The organism is Paenibacillus xylanilyticus (genome assembly GCF_047246825.1).
Classification (GTDB): domain Bacteria; phylum Bacillota; class Bacilli; order Paenibacillales; family Paenibacillaceae; genus Paenibacillus; species Paenibacillus xylanilyticus_B.
Genome location: NZ_JBFOLB010000002.1, coordinates 174,911 through 190,331 on the forward strand (window position 1 = coordinate 174,911; position 15,421 = coordinate 190,331).

Genomic DNA, 15,421 nt, shown 5'->3' on the forward strand with positions numbered 1-15,421 from the left:
CGCTTTTAACGCAGGGGCCGCGCATTGTTTCATGGATTTTCTCCCATACTTCAGCCAAACTGCCTTTCCTAATCAGCTCCTGCGTATGAATGCAGTCCGGCAATAATCAGATTCACACCAACAAGTGTAAACATGACGACCAGGAACCCAAGCACAGCAAGCCAGGCAGATTTCCGGCCCTGCCATCCTCGGGATAAACGCAAATGCAGGTACACACTATAATACAGCCATGTAATCAAAGCCCACACTTCTTTGGGGTCCCATCCCCAGAAGCGGCTCCAGGCAATCTGAGCCCAGATCATGGCAAAAATTAATGCCCCTAACGTAAATATCGGGAACCCGATGGCAATCGCACGATAACTGATTTCATCCAGATCATCGGCATCAATGCCGTCCAGCATAGGTTGTAGTGCTTGTCCAAGCGGTCTTCTCACAATTAATCGTACTATTCCGTAGAGAATCAAACCTACAATCAATGACCAGACCACCGTATTCAATTTGCGCCCGGCGTTAACTCCGTTCATCCAGGATGGCGTCTCAAGCAGAGGTTCCTTCATCCCAAGAAACGGTGTTATGCTCTCCACTTCGCTATTATAAGGCGCAAAAATAGGAGGCATGCGATAAATCACTTTCTCTATTGTACTATCTTCCTGTACCTCTGTGTCAATGCTGGCCGTTTTCTGGACAAAAACCGTCTCGTACCCGGAAGCCCGGAAGGCGAAAACCGTTCCAATAAACCCGACTACAACGACAATTGTAATCAATGTGAACTCCACCCAGCCGCGCTGACGTCTGGATGATTTGTCTTTGCCACTGAAATCGACTGTACGGAGCAAATACATGAAGCCTGCTGCAAAACCAACTGCGAAGAATGCTTCACCAAGCGCAGCGAGCGTGACATGGATTTTGAGCCAGATCGACTGCAATGCCGGTATTAACGGTTGTACCTCCTGCGGAAATACAGCTGCATATGCCATAATAATGATCGTAAGTGGCAAGGCAAATAATCCAAGCAATGACTTGCGGTAGATGGCATATACCACTATGAATGCGACCATGATCATCATGGATAAAAAAGTCATAAATTCATACATGTTACTGACCGGGATATGGCCTGCTCCTGCCCAGCGTGTAAAAAAGAACACAAGATGTGCGGCCAGTGCAACGATCGACGCAATAAAGGCCCTTTTTCCCCATCTGTCTACATGAACCTGAGGATCTCGATTACTCCACTTCTTGCCCATAACAGCAACGGCATATAACAAAAATGCAGCACAATACAGAAAAAAAGAAACGATAAATGCGTCGCTGCTGAAATCCAATAAACTCATGCTTGGTTCCCCCCGTTATCCAACGACTTCTCATCCACTTCCACATGCATCTGTTTTAACACGCCTGATACTTCACGCCTGAAGCCAAACCAGTTTTTGTTGGTGTGTCCTCCCAGCGTAAGCTGCCCATCGTCAATGCGGATCCAAATGCGGCGGTGATGCCAGTAAAAACCCATGACCAGACCCAACATGACAATTCCGGCTCCAACCCAGACAAACGGCATTGCCTTATCTACACGAATATTCAGATAACTTACGGATTGTATGATATCGACTTTATCCATGCTATCGACTTCGAGCTGCAAAGGAATCTCTCCCCCTACAAGCTGTTGGTTAATTGCATCCTGTTGAAAACGCTGCTTATCCACCTGTTTTGCAAAATATAAATATTGAATACCTTCCTCAGGCAGCTCTGGTCCCTTAATCACAAATAAAAAGGCTGGTGCATTGGGTGAAGGCGATAAGGATTTGGGTTGACCGTTATCATCGAGTCCAAAATCCATAAATTTGTCTTTCACAGTCAGACGATATGGCCCAGCCTCAAAGGTTCGTTGTGTATCCACCATATCAATCCGGATTGCACCGTACTTCTCCCCCGTTTTGGCGTTTACCAGGTCAGGCGTTACCGAACGGATCGTGGGCGTCAGATCATAATCAAACTGATACGCTTTCAAGCCATTATAATTCAATGGATGATTCACCCTAACGTCATGTCTGGCAACCTCGTTCAATAGGGGTTTCTTTGACAGATCAGAGCAATCGGCGGTGCATTCATATAACACAACTTTGGTTTCAAACAGTTTGGGAACAATTTTATTCAAATTGCGAAACTGTTCGGGAACTTCTTCCTCGCTGTAAAATTCAACATTAAACTGTTCGTTTTTCAAATACATAGAGGTATTTGGGATTTTTTTAATCTCGCCTTCAGGAAAGGCAACATGTTCGTCCAAATTCAGGCCGGGAAGCCCGCGGGCCAAAACAGCCAGAAGAAATACAATCAGACCAATGTGGATAACGTAAGGCCCCCAGCGGGCAAACCTCTGCTTTTCGGCCAGCAGCGCATTTCCCTCTGTGTGCACACGGTATCCTTTCTTCTTAAGCGGCGTAACCGCTTTCGTAATCCATTCTTCTGGGCCCTCTTCAATCGGACCTTGGTACACCAGACGCTGCCTCGTTAGAAACTGCATATGTTTGCGGATTTTTTGCTTGTTGAGTGCCTTGTAGAGCGGGAGTACCCGGTCCAGACTGCATATGACGAGTGAAGCCCCGATCATGACAAGCAATAGGATGAACCACCAGGATTCGTATGTATGGGACAGACCCAGGAGGTAATAGATATGGCCCAACTGGCCATAGGTTTCTTTGTAATACACAGATGGATCAATGTTCAGAAACGTACTCTCTTGAGGGTAAACGGTTCCCAACATGGACCCTACAAGGGTAAAGACGATCAGATAAACTGCGATCTTGACGGATGAAAAAAAGTTCCACACACGGTCAATGATATTCGGGTTGCTGCGCTGCGAACGACGAGCCATGCCATCATAGCGCATTTCCAGAACTTCTTTCGATTCAGCCAGATCTTCTTGCAGCGGCTTACCGCATGCTTCACACAGTACGGTACCGACCGGGTTCTGATGTCCACATTCACATTTGGTATTTTGGAACACGACTAGACCTCCTGTCAGGGCTGCTTCGCCAGTTGTGAAATTTGAGCGTCAAGCGTGTCCAAATCAAGTTGGCCGATATGAATGGTAGAGATTTTGCCAGTATTGGAAACGAAGAATGTTGTAGGCATCGGAGAGATACCGTAATCCCGAATAGAAGTTTTGTCCCGGTCCAGCATAATTGGAAAATTGACGCCCACCTGTCGAACAAAGTTATCCACGGTCATTTGATCTTCTCCGGCATTGATGCCAATAAATTGAACACCCTGATCTTTCCACTTGTCCGCTTGAGCTTGAAGTGCAGGCATCTCTTTCACACAAGGTTCGCACCATGTGCCCCAAAAATTGATTACCAAAGCCTTGCCTTTGTACTCTTCTGACGTATGAACTTGACCATCCAGGCCCAGCAATTCAAAAGAAGGAGCCTTGTCCCCTTCTTTCGGCTTGCCGTTCGAGCCGGATACCGATGTGGTGATCGCATATCCGCCCAACACCAGGATCAATAACAAAATAACGATTTGCACCGTTCTTCTTGATTTCCCCATGTGCTGCTCCCCTTTGCAGTGACTGACTCGTAATTGTTCATGATCTCTCCCAACTGTGAACATCCTATGAACAATTATAGCGAATTTCGTCACAAAACTGCGGCGGTTTTATGAAAATTATGTGTCCTCACATTACCTTTTTTTCATTTTTTTGGCGGGTTCCGATTTTGCGAGTGTAATCAGGTTGTTGACTTCCTCTTTGGTCAGGTTGCGAGTCAGTCCCCGTTTCAGGTTTTGCAGCAAAATGCCACCAAACGAGATCCGTTTCAAACGGGTTACCGGGTGGTTAATCGCCTCGAACATCCGTCTTACCTGACGGTTACGACCTTCGTAAATGGTAATGGAAATAACAGCCTCATTGTTAGCTGTGTCCACATCCTTGTACTCCACCTCGGCCGGAGCGGTCATACCATCGTCAAGCATAATGCCTGTCTTTAGTTTCTCCAGAGCGGTACCATGTGGAACGCCTTTGACTGTTGCCAGATACGTTTTGGGTACATGGTGCTTCGGATGCGTCAGCAAGTGGGCGAACTCGCCATCATTGGTCAAAATGAGCAGTCCCTCTGTGTCGTAATCCAGTCGTCCCACTGGGTACACACGTTCTTTGACACCTTTAAGATAGTCGGATACAATTTTCCGACCTTCCGGGTCAGATGCGCTTGTGATAACCCCTTTGGGTTTGTTCAACATCAAGTACACTTTCTTTTCACTGCGAATGGGTTTTCCATTAACCGTAATCATATCCTCTTCGGGGTTCGCTTTTGTACCCAGTTCGGTTACGACCTCCCCGTTAACTTCCACTTTGCCGGACAGGATCAGTTCTTCGCTCTTGCGGCGAGAAGCAATGCCTGCCTGTGCGATAATTTTTTGTAATCTTTCCATGTTTGTCATGTCACCTCACACTAATGATACCCATCAAGCCGGGAAATCACAAGGATAATCCAAGGAAAATGTAAACAGGAGGCGAGAATACCCATTTTCAGCTGCACTCTTGTGTCCATTCGAGTAAAAAAAGCCCATCTCCCTGCTTCCTGCATCTGACAGGAAACAACGAAGATGAGCTGGTTATTCCGATTTGTGGATATGTAACTCACTTCATTAGAATGAAGCAGGTTAACTGGTTACTTTGCCTGCGACAGCAATCTGTTTTTTGGCAGGTACTTTGGTGTCTTTAATAAAAGATTGCAGTGTTTTTGACGTAATATAATATGTCTTCCCACCATATACAAAGGTCATCATTCCAATGACCCGATTATTCTGGTCCAGAACAGGGCCGCCCGAATTGCCTTGTGCCATAGCTTTTACAATACTGCCAATACCTTTTTTGCCCGGGACATCGGAAGCTTGGGTGCTATAAACCCTGCTTTTGGCAATGGTATTGTATGTTGAAGGAAATTCTTCGTCAAGCAGCACGAGATCCCCGGCAGGATTTTTGGGGAATCCGATCGTATAAACGATCTGGTTATCCCTTGCCGTTGCGAAAGTGACCGGCTCCGCATCCATTTCCTTGTCCAGCTTCAGTAAAGCCATATCGGTTACTGGGTCGGTCTTGATTATTTTCGCCTTGATGGGGCGATCCAAATGACCTGGGCTCGCTACGGTTAACGTTCCTTCATCACCTTCCGGCAATTCAGCAAACTCCTGAACGACATGATAGTTGGTAAGGACTTCATCCTTGGAGATCAATATCGAGGTTCCCACATCATAGTAAACCATATCCGGTTCATCCTGCTTGACCAGACGAACGTTTACAACAGGAAATGAATCGGCTGTGTCCGCCAGTTGTGCACGCAGCTGCTTATCAAAATAACCTGTAAAATGAATTGTATTGACCGCTTGAGCGGCCGCCATCCCCGCCTGTCCAGCAAGCAAAGAAACAGCAATCAAACCTGACATGCCCAAGCGGAGCACTTGTTTCAATCTATTCTGCATTTCTCACTCTCCTCCTCCGATATCATTCTAGCATATCTAGTATATCGGAAGGAGAATCGTTATGTTTTAACCAAAAACAATCAAACAAATGGCCAGTGCAGCAACAAAACCGACCAGATCGGAAAACAGACCCACCTTGAGTGCATAACGACCATTTCGTATGCCAACTGCACCAAAATATACGGTTAGGACATATAAGGTCGTGTCCGTACTGCCCTGAATCGTGGAAGCCATACGTCCAATCATGGAGTCCGGACCGTATGTTTTGATCAGATCGGTTGTAAAAGCAAGCGAGCCCGTCCCGGTTAACGGACGTAAAATGCCGAGCGGCAGCACTTCTCCTGGAACTCCCATCCAGGATACCAGTGGAGCAAACAAACTGATCACATAATCCAATGCACCTGAAGCTCGGAAAACACTGATCGCAACCATCATGCCTACCAGATGAGGAATAATGCTGATCGCCGTGGAGAATCCATCTTTCGCTCCGTCAACAAAGGATTCGTAGACCGGGACTTTTTTGGTAAACGCATATAATGGAACGAACGCGATAATAACCGGAATGGCCCAGACAGAGATCCAGTTGATGAAGGTTAACACGATGGACTCATCCTTTCATGCTGGGATTACCGCTTTTCACAACACGTGGCGGTCTATTTAAAGTCCTGTTCCTGTACCAACGGTCAGCCATAATTGCAGCGAGTGTGGCGATAATCGTCGCCATAAGCGTTGTGCCGACAATCTCCGTCGCGTTGGCAGAATGGTAGTTCAAACGAATGGCGATGAGAGTTGTCGGAATGATGGTTATACTTGCTGTATTTAGAGCGAGAAGCGTGCACATCGCAGGAGATGCAGTTTGTTTATCCGGGTTAAGCTCCTGCAGCTGCTGCATCGCCTTGATTCCCATGGGAGTGGCCGCATTGCCGAGACCAAGCAGATTTGCACTCATGTTGGACAGGATATAACCCATGGCCGGATGATTCCGAGGCACATCAGGAAACAAAAAGGCAACCACCGGACCCAGCAGTTTTGCTATTTTGCCTAGCAGCCCAGCATCCTCAGCCATTTTCATCATCCCCATCCAAAACACAAGCACACTGATCAGTCCGAAGCATACCGTTACCCCTGTCGCTGCCCCGTCAAAAGCAGCCTGGGTTACGACTTCAATATTGCCCTTTGCAGCTGCGAATCCAAACCCGACAACGATCATCATAAGCCAGATTACGTTAATCATGACGTCAAACCTCCTCCGGAAGCACGGCTTGCCATCAAGTTACAAGATGATGATATACCATGCCCCCTGATGATTATGGAGATAACAAATGACCTAAAACCTCGCGCCATGCTGCTGCCCATGTTGAAATTTCACCAATACCACCAATGGCAGCGTCTTCTGTCTTCGGCTCAGGAGGGATATAGCTCCCTTTGCGGTATACCGGAATGGAGCCAATGAATTGACCTTCGAGCTGCATATCAATACGCCCAGCCAAGCCAAAGGAAGGATCCATTTGCTCGGCTTTCGTATCGCTTCCAACCTCGTTTCGATTGCTCGTCAACACCAGCTTTTTGGTCACGGAAGCCTTCTCACTTTCCGTAAGTGGATAAGTAAACCCTCTTCCCGTCACCACGTCCGTGTTAGCCACAGGCTGCTCCTTCTTCGCAACCTCCACCAAAGGAAAATTCTCAAAGCCAAAATCAAGCATGCGTGCATGATCATTCCAATCGTTACCATCATTCAATGTAACGGCAGCTAGCTGTTGTCCATTGCGGGTAGCGGAACTAACCAGGCACCTGAATGCCTTTTTGGTATATCCGGTCTTCACCCCGTCCGCTCCCTCATACAAACGCAGCATCTTATTTTTGTTGTGCCAGGTGTACTCCCAACTCTCATTCGGATTTGGAGCTGATTTGTTTTCTGTAGCAACGATGCGTTTAAACACCGGATTGTGCAGCGCATAAGCTGTCAAACGAGCCAGGTCGTTGGCCGTGGAATAGTGACCCTCTGCATCGAGACCATGCGGATTCATAAAATGCGAATGGGTAAGTCCGATTTCCTCAGCCTTTTTGTTCATCAACAGTACGAACCCTTCTTCCGATCCACCAACATGCTCGGCAATGGCCGAGGCAGCATCGTTTCCTGATCTCAGCATTAACCCGTATAACATGTTTTCCAGGGTCATCTCTTCACCCAATCTGAGGTACAGGGATGATCCTTCCTTGGCAAACGCTGATGAAGTTACTTTCACTTTGTCGTCAAGTTTTCCTTGTTCAATCGCTACAATTGCCGTCATGATCTTGGTCAAACTGGCAATACGCAGTTCCTTATCCCCGTCTTTGCTGTACAGGATTCGTCCAGATGTCACATCAATGAGAGCAGCACTTTGTGCATGAGTTGATGGTCCAGGGATCGTTCCTCTGGCTTCTACAACCTGCAAGGAAGGCAGAAGAAGCAGGGGTACAAGCAAACAAATCATTACTTTGGTTAACATTCGCATCGCTTCATTCCTCCGGGTCACTTGGAATCTTGTACTAGCTTATGTTCGGACAACCTAAAGTATGTCCATCTGTCAAAAACAGCAAAAATCCCTTTCACAAACGTGCTGTGATAAGGGATCCAGGTTAAACTCACTTTAGCTGTAAGTGGTATGGTCCGGAGTATGTTGCGCTTCGGTCCCATTCGATTGTGTAGCATTACGCTGGAACATGCCCTGAATTCGATCAAGAACATAAGGTGTGGAATCAATGAGTTTCTCAAACAGATGAGTGGAGTTATCCAGTGGTACGATATGCACGCCTTGTTTTCCAACGACAAGGAAAGCAATTGGACGAATGGATACACCACCGCCACTGCCCCCACCAAAAGGAGAAGCAACGTTTGCGGAATGAGAACTTTCTGTTTTTGCTCCTGTAACGGACCCGGAACTACCCTCTTTGCTTTTTCCTTCATTCACATGGAAATCACTGCCTCCAGCTGCAAATCCGAACCCTACTTTACTGATGGGCAGAATGACGGTTCCATCAGGTGTTTCAACCGGATCGCCAACAATGGTATTAACATCCACCATGGCCTTGATATTCTCCATTGCGGTTTCCATTAAGCCTTGAATTGGATGATCTGACATTTGAATTCCCTCCAGTTTCAATTTGAACTAGGTTTGATCTAACCATATCATCCCCAAACCTGCACAGACTATGTAAGTCCGAGAGCAGAACAACGAAGGAAACAGCACCCAGTACTCATGATTGCAAATCTACTTGCTTAATCAGCACAACAGTAACCAAATTACAGTATGATTACTGACCTTTCCACATCATCCGTGTTGTCCCTTTAGTTTTTGTTTATGTCTCCGCCGTTGTTCCCGTAAAATTCTCAGCCACATCCGCCATCCACCTTCTACTTCCAGAACCCGTGTCATTAGCCTCAACCCTGCCAACATAACCGCCGTAATACGAATCTTCAATCTGCAATCCAGCTCCGTTTGAAACTCCATCTCATCTTCCCAAACAGGAATTACTTCAAGCACGGGTGTACGTTTAAATCGGATCTGATACGACAAAAATCCGATAATAATGGACTTGATACTCCATACCCAGCCTGTGAGAATCGCTGTATAAGCTGCATCTCCGATGCCTATTCGTGTGGACCAGGACAACTGGGTCATATGTACACGGCTTAGCGTTTGTTCAATCCAAATTTTGAGCGCATCCGTAGCCCTCATCATGATCTTTACTTCTTTTGCCCACTTTTGGACTTTACGTTTGTTGATACGCTCTTGCCCCTCTGCTCCTCTATGCGTATGATTCACATGCTGTTCAGTTTTCACCAGAAAACCTTCTTTCATGTTCCGAAAGACGATGCTGGGTATTTCATAGTTAATTCGAACAATTCCATAGAGGAGACGAACGTTGATCCGGGCGTAATCATCGCTTTTATGTTTACGGAACGTAAAATGCACATGAACATTCGAGATGAGAACAGCGGCAAGCAGCAGTGCGGCAAACAAGCCGATCCCTCCAAGCCAAATCCACACAGGCCTTACCTCCAAGCCCTCGATTCTTTACAAGTCTAGTATGGCACTCTATATAGGAAATAATTCACGGGTGACCTGAAAATTCCATTCTCGAAGACCCATTTTCCAGGTTATTCAAGATACAAGGATACAAAAAAAACCGGTTCCCTTATAAAGGTACCAGTTTTTCAGTGTTCAATGGTTGCCATCCCATTTTATGAGTCCAGATTCTCATCATAAACCGCATGGTTGTTCTCACCATGTTCATCATCAACATCGTTCTGGTCGGTGCTTCCCGAATCCAACTGTTGACCGTCCAGCTTGTTAAACAGCATCTGAGTCTCTTCTTCCAGATTCTCCGAATCCTCAAACAAGCCTGGTTCCGGAAGATCTTTAATTGAAGATAAACCGAAATAATCCAGAAACGACTTGGTTGTTCCATACAGAATAGGTCGTCCAATTGCCTCGGCTCGTCCTACTTCCTCGATCAAATCCTTGTTGACCAGTGTATGGATGGCCCGTTCGGATTTTACACCGCGAATCTCCTCGATCTCTACACGTGTAATAGGCTGACGATAAGCAACGATGGCCAGTGTCTCAAGTGCAGCCTGAGATAACGAGGTCCGTGCAGGGGAGTATGCCAGTTTTTCAAAATACGCAGCATGCTCAGGTAATGTCCCTAATTGGACCACTCCCGCAATTTTGAGGATTTGAACACCTCTCCCCTGGTTCACGAAGTCAGCGATCATTTCCTCCACTGCATCTGATACCAGTTCTACCCGCTGATCCACGATCTCGGCAATTTGTTTAATGCTTAGACCTTCCTCTCCGGACAAAAAGAGCAGCCCCTCAATAATCGACTTCAATTTCGGAAAATCCATGATTCCTTGCTTCCCCTCTCCACTCCATAACGATATCCTCAAACATCCGCTCCTGATAACAGACGATCTGTTTCATCTTCATCAGCTCCAGTACTGCCAGAAAAGTTACAACAATCTCATGCCGATAAATCTGATCATCCAGCAGTTTGGAAAACAACAACCTTCCTCCAGGCCCCATACTCTCCAAAGCCCCAACTACATCGCGTATACGATCTTTCACCGAGATCTCATCCCGCTGGATGCGAGTAACCGTCGTACGCTTCTCAGCCTTGCGCAGTGCCTTCTGAAAAGCGGCAATCAGATCCGAAGTATGCAAACCCTCTACCGGATTCGTTTGGGTCTCGACAGGCATATACGGTCTCAGATCCTCCGGCTCTTTGGAGAAAATAAGGCTCCGTTCCCATTCCCGCTCATGCAGATGACGGGCAATCCCCTTATATTTGCGATATTCTATCAGACGTGCAATCAGCTCCGCACGTGGATCATAATCTTCTTCTTCCATATAATCATAATCCTCAAAGTCTTCAATCACCGGTGGTTTGGGCAGTAAAAGTTTGCTCTTGATGGACAGAAGCGTTGCTGCCATTACCAAAAATTCGCTTGTAATATCCAGCTCCAGTTCCTGCATCGAATGCAGATACGCCATATATTGATCGGTAATATCGCTGATAGGAATATCCTGGATATGAATTTCTGCCTTATCGATCAGATGAAGCAGCAGATCCAAAGGCCCTTCAAAAGTTTCCAGTTTATATGTAACTACCGTCACTAGACGAATCCTCCCGCCAGAAAAATACAAAACCCCGCTAAGCCGCCGAATCCGGTCTCCCGATTTCGTCTGCGCAAAGCAGGGCACTACATTAAATAAGCACTATTTTAGCTGTTTCGTCAAGTTCGCCATTTCAATTGCCGCCGTGGCAGCATCCCAACCTTTGTTGCCAGCCTTCGTACCAGCACGTTCAATCGCCTGTTCGATATTCTCTGTTGTAACCAGACCAAAGATCGTCGGTACTCCCGTTTTCAGGTTAATCGCAGCAACACCTTTTGCCATTTCGTTGCACACATAATCATAATGAGTAGTTGAACCACGAATAACGGTTCCCAGTGTAATGACAGCGTCATATTTGCCGCTCTCCGCCATTTTCTGCGCGATCAAAGGGATTTCGAATGCTCCTGGAACCCAAGCCACATCCACTTCACTGTCCTGTACTCCATGACGTTTGAAAGCATCCAAGGCCCCGCTCAGCAATTTGCTTGTGATGAATTCGTTAAACCGTCCTACAACCACTCCATATTTTAAACCTTCCGATACCAAATGTCCTTCAAAAAAGTTCGGCATTTAAGTCATCTCCTCTAATGTATAATGTAATGTAATTAACCGATTTGTGAGCATTTATTTTTCCATAAATTACATGAGAAAAAGATTAGTTTTTCTCTTCGTTCTGTTCGATATCATCGAACTTCAACATATGCCCCAGCTTCGCCTGCTTGGTATGCAGGTAAAGCGTATTATCCTCGTTCTCTTCCATCTGGATGGGAACACGCTCCACCACTTCAAGACCATAACCTTCAAGGCCTTTGATTTTGCGGGGATTATTCGTTAACAGACGAATTTGGCGAACGCCGAGATCCTTCAGAATCTGTGCACCTATGCCGTAATCCCGCAGATCAGCAGCAAACCCCAGTTTCAGGTTAGCATCCACAGTATCCAGACCCTCTTCCTGCAGCTTATAAGCTTTGAGTTTGTTGATCAGTCCGATGCCGCGGCCTTCCTGTCTCATATAGAGCAGAACACCATTGCCTTCCTCATGGATCTGTTTGAGTGCTGCATCAAATTGCGGCCCACAATCGCAGCGGTGAGAATGGAATACATCGCCCGTGAGACATTCGGAGTGAACGCGAACCAACACAGGTTTGGAAGAATCAATTTCACCTTTGACCAACGCCACATGCTCTTTGTTGTCTACTGCATTCGTGTACGCAACAGCCTGAAATTCACCAAAATCCGTCGGCATGCGAACAGCTACTTCACGTTGAACCAGCTGCTCCTTCTCATTACGGTAACGAATCATGTCCTGTATGCTAATCAGCTTCAGGTCATGCTTGCGGGCAATCTCCTGCAAATCGGGAAGTCTGGCCATAGTTCCGTCTTCCTTGATAACCTCACAGATCACGCCTGCGGGATAGGAACCGCACATAATGGCGAGATCGACCGCTGCTTCCGTATGTCCGGCACGACGGAGCACCCCGCCGTCTTTTGCAATTAGCGGGAACATGTGACCCGGCTTGCGGAAATCACTGCTTTTGGCTTCCGGATCAATTAGACCCTTCACCGTAATGGAGCGTTCATGTGCAGAAATGCCTGTTGTGGTGTCCTTGTGATCCACGGAAACCGTAAACGCCGTCCCATGGAAGTCTGTATTTTGCTGTACCATCGGTTTCAGATTGAGCTCATCAGCACGCTGCTGTGTAATGGGAACACACACCAGACCTCTGCCCTCGGTAATCATGAAGTTGATCACTTCAGGCGTAGCCTTCTCGGCCAGTGCAATAAAGTCCCCTTCATTCTCCCGGTCCTCATCATCCACAACGATAACGGGTTTCCCGCGCATCAAATCGTAAATGGCTTCCTCTATGGGATCAAGTATGGATTGATCTGACATAAGTTCCCCTCCAGTCTCTCTATAAAATGTATACCTTCATTTATGCAAAGCCGTGGTTGGCCAGAAATTCCTCACTAATGCTTTTCGGTTTGCCTCCACCGGTTTCCGGATGACCTTTGCCGTACTGGAGCAGATGGTCCACATATTTCCCCAAAATATCACATTCAATATTAATGGTATCGCCCGGCTTTTTCACTTGAAGAACAGTCTCCCCAATGGTATGAGGAATAATCGAAACGGTAAACGAAGTTTGTGTCGTCTGCACCACAGTTAAGCTAATACCATCCAGTGTTACCGATCCTCTGGGAATCAAGTATTTAAACAACTGATGGTCGTCCGGTTTAATCTCAAATACAACAGCGTTCTGGTCACGTGTGATACTGCCGATCACTCCCGTGCCATCCACATGCCCTTGCACAATGTGTCCGCCAAAACGGCCTCCTGACTGCATCGCCCGTTCCAGATTCACTTTGCTCCCGGATTGCAGCTGGCTGAGATTAGTATGCCGATAGGTTTCAGGCATGACATCGGCGGTGAATCCTCCACCTTCCAAAGTCGTTGCTGTTAGGCATACTCCGTTCACAGATACGCTGTCGCCTATCTTCAAATCATCCATGATGGCGGAAGCTCCGATGTTCAGGACCATTGCTTCGCCTTTTCGACCAATACGCCGAATCTGACCGACTTCTTCCACCAAACCGGTAAACATGCTGCCGCCTCCTTATGCTTGTCTCTATCTTGCAAATTTATTTCCGTTATTCAGGCCAGACAGGAATTCCACCAATACTGATATTATCTCCAACTTGCTCGATTTCCAGCTGATTCAATTGGATGGCTTGACTCATGCGTTCCACACCTTCGAATCGGAAGCTGCCCGGTGTATCGTACCCGCCCACAATTTTGGGAGCGATAAACATCAGCAGCCGATCCACCAATTTCGCTTCCAGCATCGCACCGTTCAATGTGCCGCCGCCTTCAAGCAGGATGGAACCAATCTCTCGATCGCCCAGCTTGCTGAGCGCACTCAGCAAATCCACTCTTGGTCCTGGACCACAACGTATAATTTCCACGCCGTAGGCTTCCAGACGCTCGGCCGCCTCAGCGCTTGCCTCATCCGTCGTAAGCACCCACGTTGGTGCAAGTCCGTCCTTGACCATTTTCGACCCTACAGGAAGGCGCAGCTTGGAATCCACAACGATTCGTACAGGGCTGATCCCTTCCACTTGAAGACGGGTGGTGAGCTCTGGGTTATCTGCAATAACTGTATCCACGCCAACCATAATGCCCTGATGACGATGACGCAGCGCATGCACGATTTCGCGAGCTGGTTCGTTGGAGATCCATTTGCTGTCTCCACTGCGGGTGGCAATTTTGCCATCCAGTGTAGATGCTGTTTTTAAGGTAACAAACGGTAGACCCGTGGTAATGTATTTAATGAATTTCTCGTTCATACGTCTTCCGCGTTCGCGCAAAACACCGACTTCGACTTCAATGCCTTGTTGACGCAACATGCTGATCCCTCTGCCGGATACCTGCGGATTAGGGTCTTCACAGCACACCACGACTCGCTTCACTTTTTCGTGAATCAGACGTTCGCTGCACGGCGGCGTTTTGCCATAATGACTGCAAGGTTCCAGAGTTACATAAACTGTACTGCCCTCGGCATCATTGCCTGCCATATTCAGTGCATGTACCTCTGCGTGGCCTGTACCCCGTTTGAGGTGACTCCCCAGACCCACGACCCTGCCTTCTTTTACAACTACACAACCAACGACAGGATTAATTCCTGTTTGTCCTTGTGCCCGTTCTGCCATATCCAACGCAAGCCCCATATAAAATTCATCATTGATCATTTCCAAGTCCGTTCACCCCACGGTTAGTATCTTAAGTTAGAGACCTCCCTTCCAGCAGAGAGGCGGTTGTACCATATCCATAATAAAAAATCCCCACCCGAACAATCGTTCGATGGGGATGATGAGAGACATGTGTCACCAGCAGGATGTCGTTGATACGATTGCCAACAGCACTTTGCCCAAAACTCCATTTCAGGCAAGTGAAAGCAGACACATACCTTAATGAACTTCATTTACAGGTAAAGAGCTTCTATGATGTGGCATATGTACGGAAAATGTCGGGATAACCGACTCTCCCTGCACAGAAATAGACTTCTGGTGCAGCAACACATCTGCGGAATGCAGTCCATTAGGGCTGCACCCTCTCCTTCTCCCATCCAGACTATACTGTCGGTTCTGGAATTACACCAGATCAGCCATCTGCCACAGGCAGACAGGTCACGGACTTTGCACCAGATGCTGGATTGATATCCTTACACTATGCATCACCGCCGGTAGGGAATTGCACCCTGCCCTGAAGGATCGTTGCGTTATTAATT

At 47.2% G+C, this 15,421-nt stretch carries 16 protein-coding genes and 1 riboswitch; all 16 genes read right to left on the reverse strand.

The features are described 5' to 3' along the window. Window positions 1–68 precede the first annotated feature (68 nt). The 16 genes from ccsA to ribD all read right to left on the reverse strand — a co-directional run bounded on the left by ccsA (window position 69) and on the right by ribD (window position 14,888). The gene (ccsA, locus tag AB3N00_RS15520; RefSeq protein WP_413035425.1) at window positions 69–1,331 is read right to left on the reverse strand and encodes a cytochrome c biogenesis protein CcsA; all 1,263 of its coding nucleotides are present in this window, start codon (window positions 1,329–1,331) and stop codon (window positions 69–71) included. After that, window positions 1,328–3,001: a cytochrome c biogenesis protein ResB gene (locus tag AB3N00_RS15525; protein WP_413035426.1), complete on the reverse strand. Its 1,674-nt coding sequence runs from the start codon at window positions 2,999–3,001 to the stop codon at window positions 1,328–1,330. The genes ccsA and AB3N00_RS15525 overlap by 4 nt, the downstream gene beginning before the upstream one ends. Window positions 3,002–3,015: 14 nt before the next feature. After that, window positions 3,016–3,543 (reverse strand): redoxin domain-containing protein, encoded by a 528-nt coding sequence (locus tag AB3N00_RS15530; protein ID WP_413035427.1) that lies wholly within the window; start codon window positions 3,541–3,543, stop codon window positions 3,016–3,018. A gap of 132 nt (window positions 3,544–3,675) precedes the next feature. Further along, a complete protein-coding gene (locus AB3N00_RS15535; protein ID WP_095290531.1) occupies window positions 3,676–4,425 on the reverse strand; it encodes a pseudouridine synthase in 750 nt (249 codons plus the stop codon). Window positions 4,426–4,656: 231 nt separating this feature from the next. Then, entirely contained in the window at window positions 4,657–5,475 is an 819-nt protein-coding gene (locus AB3N00_RS15540) for a S1 family peptidase (RefSeq protein WP_413035428.1), read from the reverse strand. A gap of 66 nt (window positions 5,476–5,541) precedes the next feature. Then, window positions 5,542–6,075 (reverse strand): spore maturation protein, encoded by a 534-nt coding sequence (locus AB3N00_RS15545; RefSeq protein ID WP_175395547.1) that lies wholly within the window; start codon window positions 6,073–6,075, stop codon window positions 5,542–5,544. A 7-nt stretch (window positions 6,076–6,082) separates the two neighbouring features. Next, window positions 6,083–6,709: a nucleoside recognition domain-containing protein gene (locus AB3N00_RS15550; protein ID WP_175395548.1), complete on the reverse strand. Its 627-nt coding sequence runs from the start codon at window positions 6,707–6,709 to the stop codon at window positions 6,083–6,085. A gap of 73 nt (window positions 6,710–6,782) precedes the next feature. Continuing rightward, a complete protein-coding gene (locus AB3N00_RS15555) occupies window positions 6,783–7,970 on the reverse strand; it encodes a D-alanyl-D-alanine carboxypeptidase family protein (RefSeq protein WP_413035429.1) in 1,188 nt (395 codons plus the stop codon). 135 nt (window positions 7,971–8,105) lie between these two features. Then, window positions 8,106–8,597, reverse strand: a complete 492-nt coding sequence (gene ytfJ / locus AB3N00_RS15560) for a GerW family sporulation protein (RefSeq protein WP_413035430.1) — start codon at window positions 8,595–8,597, stop codon at window positions 8,106–8,108. 189 nt (window positions 8,598–8,786) lie between these two features. Next, window positions 8,787–9,506 (reverse strand): DUF2953 domain-containing protein, encoded by a 720-nt coding sequence (locus tag AB3N00_RS15565; protein ID WP_413035431.1) that lies wholly within the window; start codon window positions 9,504–9,506, stop codon window positions 8,787–8,789. A gap of 194 nt (window positions 9,507–9,700) precedes the next feature. Then, a complete protein-coding gene (gene scpB / locus AB3N00_RS15570) occupies window positions 9,701–10,366 on the reverse strand; it encodes an SMC-Scp complex subunit ScpB (RefSeq protein WP_413035432.1) in 666 nt (221 codons plus the stop codon). Beyond that, window positions 10,335–11,135 carry a segregation and condensation protein A gene (locus tag AB3N00_RS15575; RefSeq protein WP_413035433.1) on the reverse strand — a complete coding sequence of 267 codons (801 nt, stop codon included), beginning with the start codon at window positions 11,133–11,135 and terminating at the stop codon, window positions 10,335–10,337. The genes scpB and AB3N00_RS15575 overlap by 32 nt, the downstream gene beginning before the upstream one ends. Before the next feature lie 102 nt (window positions 11,136–11,237). After that, window positions 11,238–11,705 (reverse strand): 6,7-dimethyl-8-ribityllumazine synthase, encoded by a 468-nt coding sequence (gene ribE / locus AB3N00_RS15580; RefSeq protein ID WP_095290516.1) that lies wholly within the window; start codon window positions 11,703–11,705, stop codon window positions 11,238–11,240. Between the two features lie 85 nt (window positions 11,706–11,790). Continuing rightward, window positions 11,791–13,029, reverse strand: coding sequence for a bifunctional 3,4-dihydroxy-2-butanone-4-phosphate synthase/GTP cyclohydrolase II (locus AB3N00_RS15585; protein WP_413035434.1), 1,239 nt, complete (start codon window positions 13,027–13,029; stop codon window positions 11,791–11,793). A 40-nt stretch (window positions 13,030–13,069) separates the two neighbouring features. Continuing rightward, on the reverse strand, window positions 13,070–13,738 hold the full coding sequence (gene ribE, locus AB3N00_RS15590; RefSeq protein ID WP_413035435.1) for a riboflavin synthase: 669 nt from the start codon (window positions 13,736–13,738) through the stop codon (window positions 13,070–13,072). Between the two features lie 46 nt (window positions 13,739–13,784). After that, window positions 13,785–14,888, reverse strand: a complete 1,104-nt coding sequence (gene ribD, locus AB3N00_RS15595; RefSeq protein WP_413035436.1) for a bifunctional diaminohydroxyphosphoribosylaminopyrimidine deaminase/5-amino-6-(5-phosphoribosylamino)uracil reductase RibD — start codon at window positions 14,886–14,888, stop codon at window positions 13,785–13,787. Window positions 14,889–15,243: 355 nt separating this feature from the next. Beyond that, window positions 15,244–15,408, reverse strand: a riboswitch (FMN riboswitch). Window positions 15,409–15,421 lie beyond the last annotated feature (13 nt).

What these genes read in the sequence shown, in the direction of transcription:
- ccsA (WP_413035425.1), bottom strand. Translation starts at nt 1,331, where the DNA reads ATGAGTTTATTGGATTTCAGCAGCGACGCATTTATCGTTTCTTTTTTT.
- AB3N00_RS15530 (WP_413035427.1), bottom strand. Translation starts at nt 3,543, where the DNA reads ATGGGGAAATCAAGAAGAACGGTGCAAATCGTTATTTTGTTATTGATC.
- AB3N00_RS15535 (WP_095290531.1), bottom strand. Translation starts at nt 4,425, where the DNA reads ATGGAAAGATTACAAAAAATTATCGCACAGGCAGGCATTGCTTCTCGC.
- AB3N00_RS15540 (WP_413035428.1), bottom strand. Translation starts at nt 5,475, where the DNA reads ATGCAGAATAGATTGAAACAAGTGCTCCGCTTGGGCATGTCAGGTTTG.
- AB3N00_RS15550 (WP_175395548.1), bottom strand. Translation starts at nt 6,709, where the DNA reads ATGATTAACGTAATCTGGCTTATGATGATCGTTGTCGGGTTTGGATTC.
- AB3N00_RS15555 (WP_413035429.1), bottom strand. Translation starts at nt 7,970, where the DNA reads ATGCGAATGTTAACCAAAGTAATGATTTGTTTGCTTGTACCCCTGCTT.
- ytfJ (WP_413035430.1), bottom strand. Translation starts at nt 8,597, where the DNA reads ATGTCAGATCATCCAATTCAAGGCTTAATGGAAACCGCAATGGAGAAT.
- scpB (WP_413035432.1), bottom strand. Translation starts at nt 10,366, where the DNA reads ATGGATTTTCCGAAATTGAAGTCGATTATTGAGGGGCTGCTCTTTTTG.
- ribE (WP_095290516.1), bottom strand. Translation starts at nt 11,705, where the DNA reads ATGCCGAACTTTTTTGAAGGACATTTGGTATCGGAAGGTTTAAAATAT.
- AB3N00_RS15585 (WP_413035434.1), bottom strand. Translation starts at nt 13,029, where the DNA reads ATGTCAGATCAATCCATACTTGATCCCATAGAGGAAGCCATTTACGAT.
- ribE (WP_413035435.1), bottom strand. Translation starts at nt 13,738, where the DNA reads ATGTTTACCGGTTTGGTGGAAGAAGTCGGTCAGATTCGGCGTATTGGT.